The organism is Streptomyces krungchingensis (assembly GCF_054729265.1).
Map to the genome: position 1 here is coordinate 493,765 of NZ_JBPUKY010000001.1, position 19,692 is coordinate 513,456.

General features: G+C 70.6%; 16 protein-coding genes and 1 pseudogene. 12 read left to right on the forward strand and 5 right to left on the reverse strand.

The annotated features are described in order from the left end of the window. Window positions 1-376 precede the first annotated feature (376 nt). The 5 genes and pseudogenes from sbnA (at window position 377) to ACSYGO_RS02345 (ending at window position 5,768) form a co-directional block, all read left to right on the forward strand. The gene (gene sbnA, locus ACSYGO_RS02325) at window positions 377-1,363 is read left to right on the forward strand and encodes a 2,3-diaminopropionate biosynthesis protein SbnA (RefSeq protein ID WP_426681367.1); all 987 of its coding nucleotides are present in this window, start codon (window positions 377-379) and stop codon (window positions 1,361-1,363) included. Between the two features lie 604 nt (window positions 1,364-1,967). Continuing rightward, window positions 1,968-2,858, forward strand: coding sequence for a glycoside hydrolase family 19 protein (locus tag ACSYGO_RS02330; RefSeq protein ID WP_426681368.1), 891 nt, complete (start codon window positions 1,968-1,970; stop codon window positions 2,856-2,858). 123 nt (window positions 2,859-2,981) lie between these two features. Continuing rightward, window positions 2,982-4,400: an alpha/beta hydrolase family protein gene (locus tag ACSYGO_RS02335; protein WP_460385618.1), complete on the forward strand. Its 1,419-nt coding sequence runs from the start codon at window positions 2,982-2,984 to the stop codon at window positions 4,398-4,400. Window positions 4,401-4,528: 128 nt separating this feature from the next. Then, the gene (locus ACSYGO_RS02340; protein WP_432176838.1) at window positions 4,529-4,894 is read left to right on the forward strand and encodes a YrdB family protein; all 366 of its coding nucleotides are present in this window, start codon (window positions 4,529-4,531) and stop codon (window positions 4,892-4,894) included. Between the two features lie 23 nt (window positions 4,895-4,917). Further along, window positions 4,918-5,768, forward strand: a pseudogene (locus ACSYGO_RS02345) (IS5 family transposase). Between the two features lie 123 nt (window positions 5,769-5,891). Here ACSYGO_RS02345 and ACSYGO_RS02350 read toward each other — a convergent pair. After that, window positions 5,892-6,791 (reverse strand): LysR family transcriptional regulator, encoded by a 900-nt coding sequence (locus tag ACSYGO_RS02350; protein WP_426681396.1) that lies wholly within the window; start codon window positions 6,789-6,791, stop codon window positions 5,892-5,894. A gap of 78 nt (window positions 6,792-6,869) precedes the next feature. Between ACSYGO_RS02350 and ACSYGO_RS02355 the strand changes: the two genes are divergently transcribed. The 4 genes from ACSYGO_RS02355 (at window position 6,870) to ACSYGO_RS02370 (ending at window position 10,750) form a co-directional block, all read left to right on the forward strand. Next, window positions 6,870-7,946 carry an EamA family transporter gene (locus tag ACSYGO_RS02355; protein ID WP_460385619.1) on the forward strand — a complete coding sequence of 359 codons (1,077 nt, stop codon included), beginning with the start codon at window positions 6,870-6,872 and terminating at the stop codon, window positions 7,944-7,946. Window positions 7,947-8,059: 113 nt separating this feature from the next. Next, window positions 8,060-8,800 (forward strand): NAD(P)-dependent oxidoreductase, encoded by a 741-nt coding sequence (locus ACSYGO_RS02360; RefSeq protein ID WP_460389663.1) that lies wholly within the window; start codon window positions 8,060-8,062, stop codon window positions 8,798-8,800. Window positions 8,801-8,998: 198 nt separating this feature from the next. Further along, the gene (locus tag ACSYGO_RS02365; RefSeq protein WP_460385620.1) at window positions 8,999-10,327 is read left to right on the forward strand and encodes a hypothetical protein; all 1,329 of its coding nucleotides are present in this window, start codon (window positions 8,999-9,001) and stop codon (window positions 10,325-10,327) included. A 195-nt stretch (window positions 10,328-10,522) separates the two neighbouring features. Further along, the gene (locus tag ACSYGO_RS02370) at window positions 10,523-10,750 is read left to right on the forward strand and encodes a hypothetical protein (protein ID WP_426681374.1); all 228 of its coding nucleotides are present in this window, start codon (window positions 10,523-10,525) and stop codon (window positions 10,748-10,750) included. A gap of 84 nt (window positions 10,751-10,834) precedes the next feature. Here ACSYGO_RS02370 and ACSYGO_RS02375 read toward each other — a convergent pair whose 3' ends face one another. After that, complete coding sequence (locus tag ACSYGO_RS02375; protein WP_426681375.1) at window positions 10,835-11,563, reverse strand: hypothetical protein; 729 nt, start codon at window positions 11,561-11,563, stop codon at window positions 10,835-10,837. Between the two features lie 672 nt (window positions 11,564-12,235). Between ACSYGO_RS02375 and ACSYGO_RS02380 the strand changes: the two genes are divergently transcribed. After that, window positions 12,236-13,312 (forward strand): class I SAM-dependent methyltransferase, encoded by a 1,077-nt coding sequence (locus ACSYGO_RS02380; RefSeq protein ID WP_426681376.1) that lies wholly within the window; start codon window positions 12,236-12,238, stop codon window positions 13,310-13,312. 121 nt (window positions 13,313-13,433) lie between these two features. On the opposite strand, the gene ACSYGO_RS02385 is transcribed toward ACSYGO_RS02380, so the two are convergent. The 3 genes from ACSYGO_RS02385 to ACSYGO_RS02395 all read right to left on the reverse strand — a co-directional run bounded on the left by ACSYGO_RS02385 (window position 13,434) and on the right by ACSYGO_RS02395 (window position 16,630). Then, window positions 13,434-14,567, reverse strand: a complete 1,134-nt coding sequence (locus ACSYGO_RS02385; protein WP_460385621.1) for a GH12 family glycosyl hydrolase domain-containing protein — start codon at window positions 14,565-14,567, stop codon at window positions 13,434-13,436. Window positions 14,568-14,828: 261 nt separating this feature from the next. Continuing rightward, window positions 14,829-15,614, reverse strand: a complete 786-nt coding sequence (locus tag ACSYGO_RS02390) for a class II aldolase/adducin family protein (RefSeq protein WP_460385622.1) — start codon at window positions 15,612-15,614, stop codon at window positions 14,829-14,831. Continuing rightward, on the reverse strand, window positions 15,611-16,630 hold the full coding sequence (locus tag ACSYGO_RS02395; protein WP_460385623.1) for a C-terminal binding protein: 1,020 nt from the start codon (window positions 16,628-16,630) through the stop codon (window positions 15,611-15,613). Before ACSYGO_RS02395 ends, ACSYGO_RS02390 begins: the two co-directional genes overlap by 4 nt. Window positions 16,631-16,844: 214 nt before the next feature. On the opposite strand from ACSYGO_RS02395, the gene ACSYGO_RS02400 reads away from it, so the two are divergent. Continuing rightward, the gene (locus ACSYGO_RS02400; protein ID WP_460385624.1) at window positions 16,845-17,744 is read left to right on the forward strand and encodes an Lrp/AsnC family transcriptional regulator; all 900 of its coding nucleotides are present in this window, start codon (window positions 16,845-16,847) and stop codon (window positions 17,742-17,744) included. A gap of 272 nt (window positions 17,745-18,016) precedes the next feature. Next, a complete protein-coding gene (locus ACSYGO_RS02405) occupies window positions 18,017-19,669 on the forward strand; it encodes an amidohydrolase (RefSeq protein WP_460385625.1) in 1,653 nt (550 codons plus the stop codon). The last annotated feature ends 23 nt before the right edge of the window (window positions 19,670-19,692 follow it).

Sequence of the window (19,692 nt, forward strand, 5' to 3'; positions counted from 1 at the left end):
CTCCGTACACGCGGCGCGATTCTCCGTGCACGCGGTGCCCAATCGCCGCCGCACACCACAGGCAGGGGCTTCTCCACCGAGAGGCGCCCGTCGTCGAATGAGGTGAATCCCGCCGCATGGATGCCGACGCGGCTTCGGGCACGGGCTCCAGCCGCCCGAACGGCGTCCCCCTCCGCGTTTCACCGGTGACCAGTCGGTTTCCCTACGCCTGGACGAGTCGGACGTCAAGCCCCGAATTTCTGTGACATGACCGGAGGGCCGCGCTCAGGCGTACTGGAGGGGCCCCACTGAGCCGAAACTCGCCACCGGATTCTTCGCCGGCCGAGGCGCAATCAATGGCCAGGAGGGGGCTCCCCCCACAGCCGAGGAGATGACCATGCCCGTCATATCCGTTCCCCAGGATTTCAACGAGGACGACCTCTACGTCGATCTTGAGGGACTGGTCGGGCACCCGCTGTTCCTCAAGTGCGAGGGCTTCAACTTCGCCGGCTCGATCAAACTCAAGGCCGCCACCGAAATGGTCGAGGCCGCCGAACGCGACGGTCTGCTGACGCCGGACTCCGTCCTGGTCGAGTCCTCCTCGGGCAATCTCGGCGTGGCGCTGAGCATGATCGCGGCCAGCAAGGGCTACCGGTTCCTCTGCGTGACCGACTCCCGCTGCAACCTGTCGACCAGGCTGACGATGGAGGCGCTGGGGGCAGAGGTCCATGTCATCACCGAGCCCGACCCCGTCACCGGCTTTCTCGGCGCCCGCATCGACCACGTGCGCGCGCTGTGCGCCTCCGACGAACGCCACGTCTGGCTCAACCAGTACGTCAATCCCGCCAACGGTCTGGCCCACTACCGCCGGACCGCCCCCGCCATCGCCCGGCAGTTCCCCGACCTGGACGTGCTGTTCGTCGGGGCCGGAACGACCGGCACGCTGATGGGCTGCGCGCGCTACTTCCGCGAGTGGCACCGGCCCGTGCGCATCGTGGCCGTCGACAGCGTCGGCTCGGTGACCTTCGGAGACACCCCGGCCCGGCGGCTGATCCCGGGCCTGGGCACGAGCCGGCGCCCCGAACTGCTCGACGAGTCCTTCGTCGACGACGTGGTGCACGTGTCGGAGCCCGACACCATCCGGGCCTGTCACCGACTGGCCGGGCGCGGTTTCCTGTTCGGGGGTTCCACCGGCACGGTGGTCAGTGGCGCGACGGAGTGGCTCGCCCGGCAGGAGGGGCGGAAGCTGACCGCGGTGGCCATCGCCCCCGATCTGGGTGAGCGGTACCTGGAGACCGTCTACCGGACCGACTGGGTCCGGCACCTGTACGGTGAGGACGCCTTGGACACGCAGGTGCCGACGACCACGTCCCGGGCAGCGTGACGCCCGCCCGCTCCGCTTGACGCCCGCCCCTCCGACTGCGTCCCGGCCCCGGCGCACACCTGTACCAGGGGCGGACTACCCCTGGCGCCGGACCACGCCTTCGATGAAGTAGCAACTCACGGCAGGTCGAGGCTCGCCCGACTCGCCTCTGCGGAACTCGACTCGCCACTGAGCACACTGCGGGTTCCAGCGCTCGTTCTCGCAGTCCTCGGCAGCAAAGCCGTGCCCCGCCGTGATCGTGACCGCTTTCATGTCGATCGACCCCGAAGTTCAGCGGTCCAACCGTCTGGCGGGGAACTGTCGTGTATGTCGGCGGCGGAGCTGCCGAAGCCGGTCCCACCGCGCCTTGGCCTTCGGTGTCGCCACGGCAACGTCCGCGGCACATGTGCGACTTCGTCAACACCCGCCCAGCTCACGGCAGTTCCCTGCCAACGTTGTCAGATCTGACTGGTCTACACCCTTGACTGGTACAGACCAAAGCGGTTGAGTGTGGCTCCACACCCCCCACCGCGGCCGCCCCGGACGCCGTGACCGGTCCTTCGGCACGTGCGCACAAGGCTCTGCCTTGCGTCCGGTGCGGCCTGGCCGCAAAGGATCTGATTCCGTGTCGAAGCGACGCCTCTCCGCGCTCATGGCCGCCCTCGTTGTCGGAACCGCCGCGCCGGTGCTGCTGCCGGCCGCAGGCGCTTCCGCCGCGTCCTGTTCCAGCTACCCGAACTGGGTGGCCGGCAAGTCGTACGTCACCGGCAACATCGTCCGGTACACCGACGGCAAGGCCTACATAGCCGAGCACGACAACCCGGGATACGACCCCACCATCAGCACCTGGTACTGGGAGCCCTACGCCTGCGACAGCGGCCCCACGAACCCGTCCGACGGCTTCGTCGTCAGCGAAGCGCAGTTCAACCAGATGTTCCCGAACCGGAATTCGTTCTACACCTACAGCGGCCTCAAGGCCGCCCTGAGTTCGTACCCCGGCTTCGCCAACACCGGCAGCGACACGGTCAAGAAGCAGGAGGCCGCGGCCTTCCTCGCCAACGTCAGCCACGAGACCGGCGGGTTGGTGTACGTGGTGGAGCAGAACACCGCCAACTACCCGCACTACTGCGACTGGAGCCAGCCCTACGGCTGCCCCGCGGGCCAGTCCGCCTACTACGGACGCGGCCCCATCCAGCTCAGCTGGAACTTCAACTACAAGGCCGCGGGCGACGCCCTGGGCATCGACCTTCTCCACAACCCCAACCTCGTGCAGACGGACGCCTCCGTCGCCTGGAAGACCGGGCTCTGGTACTGGAACACGCAGTCGGGCCCCGGCACGATGACGCCGCACAACGCGATGGTCAACAGCGCCGGCTTCGGGCAGACGATCCGCAGCATCAACGGCTCCCTGGAGTGCGACGGCAAGAACCCGGCGCAGGTGCAGAGCCGGGTGGACGCCTACCAGCGGTTCGTGCAGATCCTGGGCACCTCCGCGGGCGCCAACCTGTACTGCTGATCAACACCGCGGGGGCGGCAGGTCCGCCCCCGCGGCAGGCGGCGCACCTACGCTGCGACGTTCGAGGGAACGGCGCATGTCGCGGAGCGAGGTCGGCGGAATCGGCTCGTAGCTTCGACTGCCGTGACCTACCTGTCGAGTGATCGCGCATCCGGCCCCACCCGCCGTACCGCTCTGGCCGGGATCGTCGGCGGGGCGGGGGCCGCGCTGACGGCCGCCGGCTGCACCTCGTCGGGAACGTCGCTCGCCTCCGCACCCACTCCCGACCGCACCGGATCGGCCCCCGCCGTCCTGACGGTCGGCCCCACGCCCGGCGCGATGACCCTCTTCAAGGACCCCTCGTTCAATTTCAACGGGCTCCTCGCGCTCGGCGCCTCCGGCTACGGTGCCGCCGAGGTGGGCGAGGTGCTGACGGCCGTGAACACGATCAACAAGTCGGTCCTCTCGGCGCAGTCCTACACGCAGGCCTTCAGGAAACTCGGCGATCAGCTGATGAAGGCACCCCAGGGCGGCAAGCCGGGAAGGGAGACCACCCGCTTCCGCGCCCTGCGGGCCTCCCAGTACTACGGTCAGGCACTGTTCTTCATCCTCGGCTCCGACGATCCCGGCAGCGAGGAACAGCTGTACCGGGCCGGGCGCAAGGCCTGGGACACGTTCTGCAGGCTGTCCGACCCGGCACCGGTGACAGCGAACGTCCCGTACGGAAGGACCCCGCTACCGGTGTGGTTCTTCCGGCCGGACGCATCCGGCGAACGGCGCCCAACCGTGATCCTCACCAACGGCAGCGACGGGCAGAACGTCGACATGTGGACCTACGGTGTCGCCGCCGCGCTGGAGCGGGACTGGAACGCGCTGGTGTACGACGGGCCCGGTCAGGGACAGCTGCTCTTCGAGGACCGCGTGGTGTTCACACCGCGCTGGGAGACGGTGGTGACCCCGCTCGTCGACTGGCTGACGGCCCGCCCGGACGTGGAGGCGAGCAAGATCGCCCTCACCGGGCTGAGCATGGCCGGTGATCTGGCGCCGCGGGCCGCCGCCTTCGAGAAGAGGATCGCCGCCCTGGTCGCGATGCCCGGAGTCCTCACGCCCTGGCTGGGCTTTCCCTCCGAGATCCGGGAGATCCTCACGCCTGACAAGGCGAAGACCAACAACACCTGGAACAAGGACGTCGTCCCCGCGCTGTCGCCGTCGGATGCCGCGACGTTGAAGAAGCGCATGGAGCCCTTCTCCGTACCGGCGATGCTCGACGCCCGCGCGGGCAGGATGTTCACGGACTTCTACACCCCGGCCAAGCTCATCGAGTCGCTCGACATCACCGACGTCGTCGCCCGCATCACGACGCCCACGCTGGTCCTCGACTACGAGGACGAGCAGTTCTATCCCGGCCAGCCGCGCCGAATGTTCGAGAAGCTGACGGCACCCAAGGACTACGTGAAGCTGACCGCCGCCACCGGTGCGCAGTTGCACTGCTCCCCGATGGCCCCGCAGCAGCACTGCGAGGTCGTCTTCGACTGGCTGGAGGGCAAGCTGTCCGGCAGTTGACGGCCCCCGTGCCGTCGCCACGATCCGGGTCGCACCGGCTGGCGCCGTCGGCTTCGGACAGGGCCGGACGGAACGTGCGCATATCTGTTCTAATGACGCCCTCATTCCCTGACGAAGGTGGGCAGTCGGTGACCCTTCCCGTTTCCCTGCGCGTGGTGAACGAAGGACTTGCTTTCCTGCTTGAGCTTCTGGCGCTCGGGGCTCTCGCATGGTGGGGATGGCGGAGCACGGGCGAGATCTGGCGGATCCTGCCGGCTGTCGCCGCTCCCGGCGCGGCTGCGCTGCTCTGGGGAATGTTCGCCGCCCCTCGGGCACGCTTCAAGGTGCCTGCGACCGCCGTACTGTTGGTCAAGGCCATGGTGTTCGGCTCGGCGACCGCAGCGCTCTGGGTGGTCCGAGGGCAGGTCTGGGCCGTCACGTTCGCCCTGGTGGTCCTGGCGAACACGGCTCTGCTGACGATGGACAGGTCCGCGGCAGCGCGCCGCGCCGCCTAGGACGTGTCTTCAAATGATCTTGGATGGTGGATCATGGTTGGGTGATACGCCGCCATGAACTGTCCGATGCTGAGTGGGAGTTCGTCCGGCCGCTGCTGCCTGCATCCTTGCGGGGGCGGAAGCGGTTGGACGACCGACGGGTCCTCAACGGGATCGTGTGGAAGTTCCGTACCGGGACGGCCTGGCGTGATGTGCCCGAGCGGTACGGGCCGTGGGCCACGCTGCACACCCGTTTCCGGCGGTGGGCGGCGGACGGCACCTTCGAGCGGATGCTCCGTAGCGCCCAGGCGCGGGCCGACGCGGCCGGGGACATCGATTGGCTGGTGTCGGTCGACTCGACCGTCGTCCGCGCCCACCAGCACGCCGCCGGAGCTCGAAAAGGGGGCTCCGCAGCCCCGCCCTCGGACGCTCCCGCGGCGGCCTGACCAGCAAAATCCACCTCGCCTGCGACAGCGTCGGCCGCCCGCTCGCTTTCACCCTCACAGGCGGCAACACCAACGACTGCACCCAGTTCACCGCCGTGATGGAAGCGATCCGGGTGCCCCGCATCGGCCCGGGACGACCCCGCGTGCGACCCGCCCATGTCCTGGGCGACAAGGGCTACAGCTCCCGGGCCATCCGCACCTGGCTCAGGCGGCACGGCATCGCCCACACGATCCCCGAGCGGGCCGACCAGGTCCGCAACAGGCTCAAGCGCGGCAGCCGTGGCGGGCGCCCGCCGGCCTTCGACAAGCAGCTCTACAAGCGTCGCAACGTCGTGGAACGCTGCTTCAACCGACTCAAACAGTGGCGCGGCATCGCGACCCGCTACGACAAGACCGCCGAGTCATACCAGGCAGCCGTCACCCTCGCATCGCTCCTGATGTGGGCGTGACATTTGACGACAACTCCTAGGCCAACCGCCCTTCCTGGACGGCGAGTTCGGCGGCCCGGAACACTGGGCGTCGAACGCCCCACCCGTACGCGACAGGCGTGCCGTTGTGTGTCCGGACACTGGTCAGGACGCCGCCGGCCGCGCTCCGACGCCGAGGACGTCGAGCATCGCCCGGGTGGCCGGGCTGGGGTTGAACCGGCTCCACGCCAGATACTCGATGCGGTGCGGTCCGTCGACCACCGGGACCAGCGCAAGTTCGGGGTTGTCGGCGGCGAGTGGCCGGATGAAGGCCGACGGCAGCAGCGCCATGCCCAGTCCGCGCGCTATCAGCCGGGTGATCAGTTCGACGACGCCCGCTTCGTAGGCGACTTCGCGGACCAGGCCCGCCGCGGCGAACGCCTGGTCGGACTGGGCGCGGGCGGGTGTCCCGGCCACGAAGTCCACGAACGTCTCCCCGGCGATCTCCGGCAGTGTGACCCGGGCGGCTCCCGCGAGCCGGTGCCCGGCGGGGACCACGAGTACGTGTTCGTCGTGGTCTAGGACAAGGGCTTCCACACCTGACGGCCGCTCGTCCTCCGGCAGGCCGAGGAAGGCGATGTCCAGTTCGCCCTTGCGGATCGCCGCCACCAGTTCGTCGCTGCGTCCGGAGCGCAGGGCGACGTGGACGTCCGGGTGCTGGGCGCGGTACCGCTGAAGCAGTTCGGGTACGTCGACGGCGGCCGCGGTCACGATGACGCCGACCGCCAGCCGCCCCCGTACCACGCCGGTCGCGGCGGCCGCGTCGGCGACCGCGCGGTCCGCGGCGGCCAGGCATTCACGGGCGCGGACGACGAACGCGGCGCCCGCGCTGGTCGGTTCGACGCGTCGGCTGGAGCGGGCGAACAGCTTGACCCCGAGCTCCCGTTCCAGGCCGGCGATCCGGTGACTCAAGGACGACTGGACCACGGAGCAACGCTCCGCGGCGCGCGTGAAGTTGCGGGTTTCGGCCACGGCGACGACGTATCGCATCTGCTGGAGATCCACGCAACCATCGTTGTGGTTCATGGCTGGGATGACAAGCATGCTTTGGACTCATGACAAGTGCCGTCGAGACTTCCCCCCATGCATCCATCCACCCGGCCGTCAGTGGGCCCTCCGCACACCGCGTACGCGGGGCGGGCGGCCACCGTCGCACTGACCGCGCTCGCCCCCGCGTCCTGGGGCACCACGTACGTCGTGACCACGGAACTGCTGCCGCCCGGGCATCCGCTGTTCGCCGGGCTGATGCGCGCCCTGCCCGCGGGACTGGTCGCGCTGGCGATCACCCGCGTGCTGCCGCGCGGGGACTGGTGGTGGAAGGCCACCGTTCTCGGCGCGCTCAACATCGGTGCCCTGTTCCCGCTCCTGTTCCTGGCGGCCGAACGGCTCCCCGGCGGTGTCGCCGCCACGCTCAGCGCCACCCAGCCGCTGCTGGTCGCCGGGCTGGCCGTCGCGGTGCTGCACGACCGGCCGACGGTCTGGCGACTGACCTGGGGGGTGCTCGGGGTCGTGGGCGTCGGGCTCGTCGTGCTCGGCCCTGAGGCGGGGCTGGACGTCGTCGGGGTGCTCGCCGGGCTCAGCGGTACGGCCACCATGGCCGGCGGGGTCGTCCTGACCAAGCGGTGGGGCCGTCCCACCGGGGTCGGTCCGCTGGCCCTGGCCGGCTGGCAACTGACGGCCGGCGGGCTGCTGCTCCTTCCCCTCACCTTCGCGATCGAGGGCGTACCGGAGCGGATCGACGCCGGGGCGGCCGGCGGCTACCTGTGGCTCGGCAGCATGGGTGGGCTGATCGCGTACGCACTGTGGTTCCGCGGGATCGGGAAGCTGCCGGTCGGTGCGTCCGCACCGCTGGTGCTGCTGTCACCGCTGGTCGCGACCGTCATAGGGACCGTGTCCGGTGAATCGCTCAGCCTGCCGCAGGCCTTCGGCTTCGTCCTCGCCCTGGCCGCGATGCTCGCCGCACAGCTCGATCCCCCGGGCCTGAACGTCCCGTACGGCCGCGTCACGCGCCACGCATCCCCGGGCCCGCACAAGGGAGAGCAGCGGATCCGAGCACAAGGCCGGATTCGGGACGAGAACCGGAATCAGGACGACAACCGGAACCGCGATGAGAGCCGGAATCGCGATGAGGGCCGGACCGGAGGAGGACGGATTCGATGAAGACAGGTTCGGTGAAGACAGGTTCGGTGAAGGAGAGTTCGGTGTCGGCGAGTTCAGTGAGGGACGGTTCGGTGGCCACGAGTGCGGTGCGGGCGGATCCGACGGGGACACGGATGACGATCGCGGTGCTCGGTGCCACCGGAATGGTCGGCAGCCGGGTGACCGCCGAGGCCGGCGCACGAGGACACCAGGTGCTCGCCCTGTCCCGGAAGCCTGTGCCTGAGTCGGCGCGTGAGTCGGCGCGTGAGCAGGCGCGTGAGCAGGCGCGTGAGTCGGCGCGTGGGCCGGCGCGTCAGTCCGTGAACGTGACGGCGATCGCGGTCGACGCGAGCGACGCGCACGCCGTCCGCGAGGTCCTTGCGGGCTCCTCCTCGAAGGGTGCGCCGGACGCCCTTGTGCTGGCGGTGCGGACCGACCCGGTCGACCAGGAGTTCCTGGTCGGCACCACCCGGATGGTGCTGGACATCGCCGCGGAGCTGGGGATTCGCGTCCTCGTGGTCGGCGGGGCCGGTGCGTTGCGCAGCCCCGGCGACCGTGAGCTTCCGGTCGCCGACAACACCGCCCATGTGCCGGCCGAGTTCAGGGCCGTCGCCGTGGCCGGCATCGCTCAACTGCGGGTCTGCGAGGCCCATGACACGGGCGACTGGGTGTACTTGAGCCCGCCGGCCCTGCTCGAACCCGGTGAGAGGACCGGCCGCTACCGACGGGGCATCGACACCCTGCTCACCGGCGCCGACGGCCGGTCGTGGATCAGCGCCGAGGACCTCGCCGTCGCCGTGGTCGACGAACTCGAGACACCGGGTCGCGAACGCCACATCACGGTCGGCCACCACGACGCGCTCCCGTCGCCCTGAGGCCGCTCGTCACCCGCGGCGCGAAGAGCGGCTTCCTCGCATGCCGCGGGTTCGGCGACGGCCCTCACCCGTTCGGGTCCCCCCTGGATGCCCGCGCCTCCCCGGCGGCGTCGACTGAAGGCAGGCCGTCGGTCGAGAGCGTGCCGGGGAGCGGCCTGTACGACAGCGCCGCGTGCGCCGGAATGCGAGGAAGATCCCATGGCTCATGAGACCGCCCGTCCGTCCCGTCGCACCTTCCTGGCGAGGGCGGCGACCGCGGGGGCGCTCGCTGCCGTGCCGGGTCTGGCCGCGTCGGCGTGCACCCGTGACCGGCAGACGCAGGCCGCGGCGGCCACACCGAGCGGCACCGGGCCGGAAGGTGTGCTGACGTCCAACGGATACGGACACACCGATGCCGACTTCGCACGTTCAGGACTCAAGCGCGACAGCGTCCAGAACTGGGAGGACGGTTTCCGCACCTCCGCGGACAACGACGACCCGAACGTCTTCGAGTGGTGGTACTCCGACTTCACCGGAGACGACGGAACCGTCGTGTCCTTCACCCTCAGCACCCGCGTCGACGACGGCTTCGTACCCGAGCCGGGCGAGGCCGGCCGCAAACCCAAGTCCAGCGTCATCGTCACCGACCCCGACGGCACCAGCCACGGAGGAGTCCACACCTACGGGTGGGACGAGTTCAGCAGCTCGAAGGACCACTGCAACGTGCACCTGGGCCCGTTCACCTTCACCGGCGACCAGAAGACGTACCACATGAAGGGCAAGTCGGGCGACGTGGGCGTCGACCTGACCCTGACCAGTACGGTGGCCCCCTTCCGCCCCGGCACGGGCATCATCTACTTCGGCGACACGGACGACTACTTCGGCTGGCTGTGCGTGGTGCCCTCCGGGACCGCCACCGGCACGGTCACCGTCAACGGAGAGAAGCGGTCGTTCACCGGGCTCGGCTACCACGACCACAATTGGGGCAACCGGCCCTTCCCCTACTCCGTCGAGCACTGGCGCTGGGGCCGTGGAACCGTCGGCCCGTACGCGGTGATCGGCGCCGATCTCCATCTCCGCAAGGAGTACGGTTCCGCCGTCGTCCCCGTCTTCCTCGTCGACGACACCAAGTCCGGCGAGCGCCTGGTCGGCGCCTTCGACCCGCAGACGGTCACGGCCCAGGAGTCCGACCCCGTGGCGCACCCCGACTCCGCCTACCCCGACGACTACTTCAGCACGGTCCACTGGACCTACCGGAACGGCAAGGACCAGGCCGACTTCACCTTCACCGACACCGATCAGCTCATCGTCGCCCGGCAGTACGTCACCGATCCCACCCAGGCGCAGAGGACCGCCCTCAAGAAGCTCGGCATCGACGAGATCTGGTACACCCGCTACGGCGCTCGCAACGATCTCACCCTCTCCCTCGCCGACCTCCACGCCGCGGGCACGGGAACAGGGACTCTCGAAGCGGCCCAGTTCGGTCTGCGCTCCGCACCGCCGAAGAACGCCACGTCCAGCGCTTCGCCCACGAGGTCCGCGTCCTGACGAGGAGGCGCACCGTCGTCCCGTGACGTCGTCGGACAGGGGTGCGGTCAAGACGCCTGGCGCGGCAGGTCGCGGATCATTCCCACGTCTCAAGTGGCCACGCCAGGCCAGGATTTCGCCAACAAAGACCAAAGGGCCCGCAAAGCGAATGCCGAAGCTACGTTGGCTCCTCGCCGCGTGATCCTGGGAGCCGCCATGAGAATCGCCTTCTGGACCCTGCTCGCCGGCCTCCTCACCTGCTTCACCGCTTACGCCGTCTACCGGACGGCTCTCAGCGACGACCGTAAGACCTTCGTCAGCTGTGCGCTCCTGAGCCTCTGCTCGGGCTGGTACATGATCACCAACTGGGGACGTGCCTGTCGGGCCGTGCGCGAACGCCCGTCCAGGCCGAGGAACGGTCACGAGTCGAACGCCGGCACGTGACCCCGCGGCCGGAACGCGCCGTGACGGCGTCCGACTCGGTACGCGGTCAGTGGACGGCGGTGGCGACCGCGAGGCCGAAGCCGATCAGCGCGACGCCCGTGGCCCGCCCGGTCCGCCCACAGGCAAGGCCGGTGGTGGGGGCGGGGGCGGTGACGACGGTCCCGGGGAGGACGGAGTCTCGTCGTCCAGGTCGCCGCGGACCGCACCGATCGCGAAGGCCAGCATGGAGACGCAGAGGAGCAGGGCGACCGACCCCCAGATCACCGGAATCGCCCACATGGGCCAGTCGTTGGCCGCCTGGGCCCAGAGCGTCAGGATGGCTGCGCCGCCCATGCCCACACCGTGCCACCGCACGATCCTCGCCGCTGTCGCCTGACGCTTGTCGTCCCGCGCGAAGAGGCCCCACACCGCTCCGACCAGGGCGGTCAGGCCGAACGCGAAACAGGCGAGCGCACCGCCGAGGCGGTCTTCGGGCCACCCCACGGGCCCTTCGGACGTCTGCTGCCGCCGTCCGGCCGCGTCCCGTACCTCGACTACCTGACCGTGCCAGATGAGGCCGACGACCTTGTCGCCCGGTTTCATCTCCGACACCACTGGTTCGGTCCGCCCGAAGGTCACGTGCCACGGCTTGCCGGAAGGCAGCACCAACTGCGCCTCCGGTGCGACACGTTTGCCACGGTGCATGTCGGCCGTCCGAACGGTGAACTTCTGCTTCCACAGGCATCCCGACGCGTGTACCGGCACGGAGGTGCAGGCAGGCGCGGCACGGAACTCCCGTTCCCGCTCCAGCGCTCCGCGGATCTGCAGGGCCATCCCCACCCCTCCGGCGAGAGCGACCACTGCGATCAAGAGCCACATCACGTTCCGTATCGGGCTGTTGTCCCCCGCTCCCACCGTGTCTCCTCCGCTGTCTCGCGCACCCCCGCACACGCATGCGAGCACGATTGTAGGACCGGACGGCCAGGCCGACTGCCTCGGAGACGTCAAGATCGCGCAAGCATGCCCGCCGGCGGCCGGTCGCCCCGGCCCGCACTGTCGGGACCACGGGTTCCGGTCCGCGCGAGCGGGTCGCGCAGGGCTCTCCGGTGTCCGGGGCTCGCGCGGCCCTCCGGTGCCCCGGTCCGGCGACCGGGGCACCGGCGCCGCGGCGGCCGCTTTCCTTACACCGCGACGATGCCCGCCACGCCCGACCCGGCGTGTGGGCAGCCCTGCTCCGCCGACCTCCGCGGCGACGCCGTCCCACCTCCGCGGCGCCATCCTGCGCCTTGCGTGTCCGAGGCCGGTGCCGGCATGCCGCCCGATGACGGGCGAGCCCAGGCTGCCGTACGGACCGGGCCCGTCGGACCCGCTCTCCCGAGCCGTCAGCATTGCGTAAGAACTCGCAGCGTCGTGCACCGTCCGGCCCCCGCTCCGTGCTGTCGCCCGCCCTCCCCATCGTGGATACGATGACGTGGGGGATGTGACTGCCGGCGAGGCGAGGTCGTCATGAGCAGACGAGTCGCTCCCCGGCCCGCCGAGGGCGCCATGGGCCAGGGGTACGCGTTGCACTCCGGGGCCCAACACCACGCCGCCGACTACGGGATGCCCCTGCTGCACCGGGCGCTGGAAATGGTTCCGCTCCCGGAGGGCGACGAGGTGTTCCGCGTCGCCGATCTCGGGGCCGCCGCCGGAACCAACTCGCTCGAACCCATGCGCGCTCTCGTCGAGGACATCCGCAAACGCACCAGTGCCGTCACGCCCGTCATGGTGGTCCACACCGACATCCCGGCGAACGACTTCAACGCGATGTTCTCCACCGTCACCGGCTCCCCCCAGTCCTACGCGCACGAGCCTGAGGTCTTCGCCTGCGCCGAGGCCCGCTCCTTCTACGAGCCGCTGTTCCCGCCCGCCGAGCTGCACGTGGTCTGGAGCGCGATCGCCGTGCACTGGCTGTCCCGGCTCCCCCGGGCCGTGCCCGACCACATCTTCAGCTCCCGGGCGACCGGCGACGTGCGCGAGGCGCTGCGGGCGCAGTCCCGGCGGGACTGGGAGACCTTCCTCGAACTGCGGGCGCGGGAGCTGCGCGCCGGCGGTCAGCTCGTGGTCCTCGGCGGCGCGTCCGCGGACGACGGGTCGAGTGGCGCCGAGGGGCTGATGGACGCAGCCGACGCCGTGCTCGGCGACCTGGTGCGGCAGAAGGAGATCACGCCGGACGAGTACGCGCGGATGACCGTCCCCACCTGGAACCGCACCGAGGAGGAGTTCCTCGCTCCGCTGCGCACGGGGCCCGTGTCGGACGTCTTCCGGGTCGAGGAGCACACCCTCGTCGCGCTCCCCGACGACCTGCTGGAGCGGTTCGAGCAAAGCGGTGACGCCCAGGAGTTCGCGGACGAGGTGACGGCGTTCTTCCAAGCCGCCTTCCAGCCCTCCTTGTTCAGCTCGCTGGCGCCCGGCCGCAGCGACGCCGAGGCCGACGCGCTGGCGGCGGCGTTCGCCACAGGACTGCGGGACCGTGTGGCGGCGGACCCCGAGGCGGTCGAGACACATTGGCACTTCGTCGCCCTGCGCCTGACACGCCGGTGACGGCGGCGCTCCCCTGACCCTGAGACGCCGGTGCCGGGAGGGGCCCGCCCGCGCGGGGCGAGGAAGTCGGACGGACCCCGGCACCGGGACACCCGGACGGGCGATCAGCCCGTCGGGCTTGCTACTCGGCGGTGCAGGCGGAGCCGTTCAGGCTGAACTGCCCTGGCTTGGCGAACGATCCGCCGTAGGTGCCCTGGAACCCGAAGGTCCGGCTGCCACCCGCCGGGATGCCCGAGTTGTACGCGAGGCCCGATGCCGTGACCGGTCCCGCGGCCGAAGAGAGCGTGGCGTCCCAGGCGTTGGTGATCCGCTGACCCGACGGCAGGGCGAACGCGAGGTTCCATCCCTGGACGGCGGTCGAACCGGTGTTGGTCACGGTGACGTTCGCCGTGAAGCCGCCGGGCCAGACATTGGTGCCGTACGTGACGGTGCAGGCGCCGGACGGCTGCGGGTCACCCGGGCCGGCCGGTCCCGAGGCGGTGTCGACGCTCGCGGAGAAGGTGTCGACGGCGAGCCCCGTCCCGTTCTCCCACGGCTCGAAGCCGGCCTGAACACTCGTCAGATACCAGGAGGGCTGGGCCAGTCCGCGGGACATCGCCTGGCGGACGAAGTCCATCACGTCGAAGCTCCAGCCGCCGATCGCCGAGGGAGCGACGAAGGACAGCACGTCGTTCGAACCGTTGTTGCCCGACCACACCTGCCAGTCGCGTCCGGCGACCGCCGCGCTGCCCACCGGGGATCCCACCGGCTGGACCGGCCCCACATGGTTGAACCAGACCATGATCTCGGTCTTGTTCACACCGTCCTTCCGCGGGGTCGGGTCGAGCCAGATGTCGTAGGCGGCGTCGTAGGTCGCATCGCCCACATAGGTGTACGAGATGGAGGTCGGGGCGCTGGAGATGCTGTCCAGCCGGGCGGGGAGGTTGGTTCCGGGCGAACAGTTCGTGTAGTGGCAGCCGTTGTAGACCGACGGGTAGGACTTCGGCGCGCCGTTGGTGGGAACCGATCCGTCCGCCCGGCTGATCCGGAAGCCGGTGCCGGTGACGTCGATGCACTGCGGGGCGCTGGTGCCCCACCGGTTGTTCTGGACGACGTAGCGGCCCTGGATCGTGGTCGTGCCGAACGCCTCGCAGATCGAGGTGTCGGCCTGCGCGGAACCCGCGCCGATCGCGAGCCCCGCGAAGGCGCCCAGGGTCATGAGGAGCGCCGCACTCAGGGCGCGAGCCGTGCGCGCTTGATGCCGGAGCGATCTCATGGTGGTCCTCTCTAATGGGGGGTACCGGGAGTCGAGGACGATCGCGGGAGCGCTCCCACCATTCGGAGTATGGGAGCGCTCCCATCATCCCGGTTTGAACGAGACTGTAGGAGTAGGGCATGGCCCTGACAAGAGAGGGTGCGGCAACTCCGTCGAACTGCTTTCGAATCCCCAGGTCGGGCGGCCCGATGGCCGGCGGTGGGCCGGGCCGACGCTCCACGGTCACCCCGGCCGGCCGGCTCACCACCACTCCTGCCTCGATCAGTCCTTGTAGTCGGGAGCGATCCGCTCCACGAGGCGCAGCAGTGCCGCCCACGCCAGGTCGTAGGCGATGTCGTCCTGGAAGTCGGCGTCCGCCTCGCCGGCCAGCTGCTGGGCGGTGTACTCGCAGACCTGGGCGGGAGGCAGGACCAGCGGCGCGCCGCCGGCCTGGGCGGTGACCTGGATCTCGCAGGCCTTCTCCAGGTAGTACATGCGCAGGAACGCCTGGGCGGCGCTCTCACCGACGGTGAGCAGTCCGTGGTTGCGCAGGATGAGCGCCGGGTGGTGGCCGAGGTCGGCGATCAGGCGCTGCTGCTCGTCGAGGTTGAGGGCGACGCCTTCGTAGTCGTGGTAGCCGACGCGGTTGTGGAACTCCATCGACATCTGATTGACGGGCAGGAGCCCGTCGCGCTGGGCGGCCACGGCGCAGCCGGCCCTGGTGTGGGTGTGCAGTACGCAGTGCGCGTCGGGGCGGGCCTTGTGGATCGCGCTGTGGATCACGAATCCGGCCGGGTTGACCGGGTGCGGGGTGGGTTCGACGGGGTTGCCGTCCAGGTCGATCTTCACCAGGTTGGAGGCGGTGATCTCCTCGAAGAGGAGTCCGTAGGGGTTGATGAGGAAGTGGTTGTCGGGGCCCGGCAGTCGCTGCGAGATGTGGGTGAAGATCAGGTCGGTCATGCGGAAGTGGGCCACGAGCCGGTAGACGGCGGCCAGTTCGCGTCGGAGCCGCAGTTCTTCCTCCGCGGTGGCGTCGACTGCGGCAGGGGTCGTGAGGGTGTCGGTCACGCGGGGGCTCCTTGTGTACGGGGCGTGCGGGCGGTGAGGTCGGAGGCGGGCGCGGCCACGCCGGCCGGGACGGTCACGGGCGTGTGGGGGCGCCCGGTGGTCCACCAGGCGATGACGTTGCGGGCAGGCTCTGTCGCGTAGGCGCGCAGTGAGGCGTCGGTGAGGAAGGCACTGTGCGGCGAGAGCAGCAGTCGCGGGTGGGTGCGCAGGCGGTCGGTGGCGTTGGGGGGTTCGACGGGGAAGACGTCGAGGGCCGCTCCCGCGAGATGCCCCGTGTCGAGGGCCGCGAGGAGGGCCTCGGGGTCGACGAGGTCGCCGCGGGCCACGTTGACGAGCACGCTGCCCTGGGGCATCCGTGCGAGCAGGTCGGCGTTCACCATGCCGCGGGTCCGCGGGGTGGAGGGGATGTGCAGCGACAGGACGTCGGCGTTCTCGATGAGGGTGTCCAGGTCGAGCCGCTCGACCGCGTCGGGCCAGTCCGCGGCGTGCGGGTCGTGCGCGGCGACCCGGCCGAAGACCGGGGCGGCGAGACGGGCCAGGGTACGGGCGATGCGGCCCATGCCGAGGAGCCCGAGCGTCATCTCGCCCGCCCGGCGCGGCACTTCGCCGAAGTCGGTGCTCCAGCCGCCCGCCCGGACGACCTGGTCGGCCTGCGGCAGGCGCCGGGTCAGCGAGAGGGCCTGGGCGAGGGCGTGGACGGCGACGTCCTCGGTGGCCGAGTGCGGCAGGTTGGCCACCCACACGCCCCGGTTGGAGGCCTCGACGATGTCGATCATGTCGTGGCCGGCGGACATGGTGGCGAGTATCCGCACCTTGGGCATCCGGTCCAGCAGAGCGCCGTCGATCCGGGCGTAGCCGACGATGACGGCGTCGGCGTCGTGAGCGGCGGCGGCGATGGCGTCCGCGTCGGGGCTGCCCACGACGCGCACCTCGAATCCGGCCTCGTCCAGGAGTCCGGCTCCGGGTTCGGGATCGAGCTCCCCCGTGTCGGTGATCACGGCGACGGGTCGCGTCACACCATCCTCCATCAATGATTCGATCGTCAATGCCGCACTGAACCTACGTTTCGGCTGCAGGCATTGTCCAGCCCGGATGAGATGGTGGTCCTGGCGGCAACCCGACGGCCTCGTCCGGCGATGCCGGGGCGCCCTGCCGACTGACCGACAATGAGCGAACAACCGCCGGCCCCCGGGGCCGGGCGGAGAACGAGCCAACGGAGGGGACCTTCACGTGGATCTCGACGAGACCGATCTGTCGATCGTGCGGGAGCTGCAGACGGACGGCCGTCTGACATACGAGACGCTCGCCCAGCGGGTCGGCCTGTCCCGTCCGGCGACCCGCATGCGGGTCCAGCGGCTCCAGGAGTCGGGGGCCGTGCGCGTCGTGGCCATCGTGCATCCGGCCGTGCGGCGACTGACCGCCTCGGCCCATCTGGCCATCGACACCGACGGCCCAGCCGCCCCGGTCGCACGGGAGATCGCCACACTCCCCGAGGCCCCGTTCGTGACGCTGACCAGCGGACGACGGTCGATCATGACGGAACTGCGCACGGCCGGCTTCGCCGAACTGGAGCGGACCATCGAGCGCATCCGCGCCCTGCCCGGGGTCCGCAGCGTGGATCCACTGGTGGCGACCCGGCACGTGAAGGATCCGTACCTGTTGCCCGAGGAGCCCACGGTCGCCCTGCAGGACGCGCTGGACGACCGCATCCTCGCCGAGCTGGAGGAGGACGGGCGGCTGCCCTTCGCGGAACTGGCGGGACGCGTCGGACTGTCCGCCGGCGCGACCCGTTCGCGGACCCTGCGGCTGCTGGACGGCGGCGTGGCCAAGGTGGTCGCGCTGGTCCGGCCCGACGTGCTGGGCATGGGCTACCTCTGCGGGTTCAGCCTGCGGGTGGCCGGACAGGCCGCACCCGTGGCCGAGCAGGTGGCGAAGTTCGAGCGGGTCACGTTCCTGTCGACCTGCCTGGGCCGCGCGGAGCTGGTCGGCACCATCACGGCGGAGTCGTTCGGCGCGGTGCGCGCCACGCTGGAGGACATGCGCGCTCTGCCCGAGGTGCGCGAGCTGGAGAGCTGGCTGCACCTGGAGCTGGTCAAGGAGCGGTACGACCTCGGACCGCGGACCGCCTGAGGGGCGAGCGGGGCGACGCACGAAGGGTGACCGGGGCGGCGCACGAGGGCCACCGGGGCGGCGCACGAAGGGCGAGCGCGACAACGCGAGGAGACCGATCGGCACCAGCGCCAGAGCATCGACAGTCGATACGTAAGTCAAAAGGCGATTCGACCTTACGAAACTTCTTCCACTGACCCTATGGTCAATCAGTCGTTCGCTCTTTATGGTTCAGCGAGTCGAATCGTCTGTCGACGCTCTCCTGTACCTCCCCGGTCGAAAGCAGGCCTGCCATGCCCCGTCCCCCCGAGTCCTCCGAGCGCACCCTGCTCGTCACCGGTGCCGCCGTCGCCGCCGCCGGCACGCCGGTACGTGCCGAGGCGCTGGCCGTGCGCGGCGATCGCATCGTCCACGTCGGCACCGTCGAGGACGCCCGCGCCTCGCTCGGCCGGGTCGACGAGGAACTCGCCCTGGACGGCGGCCTCGTGCACCCCGGATTCGTCGACGCGCACTGCCACCCGGTGATGTACGGGCAGGCTCTCGCCTGGGTCGACCTCCGTCCCGAGCGCGTACCGAACATCGACACGATGGTCGACGTGCTGCGTGAGGCCGCCCGCACCCTGCCCGCCGGTGTTCCGGTCCGCGGCTTCGGTTACGAACACCGCCGACTCGCCGAACGCCGCCATCCCACCTGCCACGACCTGGACCGCGTGGCCGACGACCGTGAGGTCTACGTGATGAACGCCTCCGGCCACGGCGGCGTCGTCAACTCCCGTACCCTGCGCACCTGCGGCATCACCGCGGGCACCCCGTCCCCCGAGGGCGGCAGCATCGGCCGCTTCCCCGGCGGCGAGCCCGACGGCCAGCTGTGGGACGCGGCCTGCGACCTCCTCACCGGCCCGGCGGGGGTGAAGATCGGCAACCACGGACCGAACTTCCATCTCTCCGAGCCCGACGAGATCATGGCGGACCACCTGCTGCGCGCCCAGGAGGTCTTCCTCGCCGCGGGCGTCACCACGATCGGCGACGCCCAGGTCTCACGCCGGGAGATGGAGACGTACCTGCGCGCCCACGCCGACGGCAGCCTGCGCATGCGGGTGTCCGCCTATCTGACCTCCGCGCTGCTCGACACCGCGCTGGAACTGGGCGCCGTACGAGGCTTCGGCGACGACCGATTCCGTGTGCAGGGCGTGAAGTTCTACGCCGACGGCACGCTCGGCGGCTGGACCGCCTACTTCCCGGAGGGGTACGCCGCCGACTGCTGTCACCACGGCCAGCTGTACCACTCGGTCGAGGAGTACGCGGACATCGTGCGCCGCGCCCACGCGGCCGGCCTGCAGACCGCCACCCACGCCCAGTCCCCGTACGCCATCGGCATGGTGCTCGACGCGATCGAGAAGGCGCAGGCCGACCGGCCGCGCCCCGGCATGCGTCACCGCATCGAGCACTGCGGACTGCCCACCGACGAGCAGATCGACCGCATGGGAGCGCTCGGTGTCGTCCCGGTCATGCAGCCGCAGCACCATCTGCGCACCGGCGACGGCACGCTGACCGCCGTCGGCGACCTGGGCCACCGCTACAACCCGGCCGGCCGCTGCGCCGAGGTGGGCGTCCCGGTCGTCTTCTCCTCCGACGCGCCCGTCGCGCCGCCCGCCCCGCTGGAGGCGGTCGCCGCCGCCGCGACCCGCCGCACCGTGCTCGGCACCGTCCTGGGCGAGGAGTCCCTGCGGCTGCCGGTCGGCGCCGGACTGCACGCCCACACCGCTGCGGCGGCGAGCGCGCTGCACCGCGAGAAGGCGGTCGGGGCCCTCGCGCCGGGCCTGCTCGCCGACTTCACCGTCCTCGACACCGACCCGCTGACCGTTCCCGCCGAGGAACTGACCGGTGTCCGCGTCCGCGAGACCTGGGTCGGCGGCAGCCTGGCCTGGACCGCCCCGGGCCGCTGACCTCCGGCGCGGCGCCCGACGCT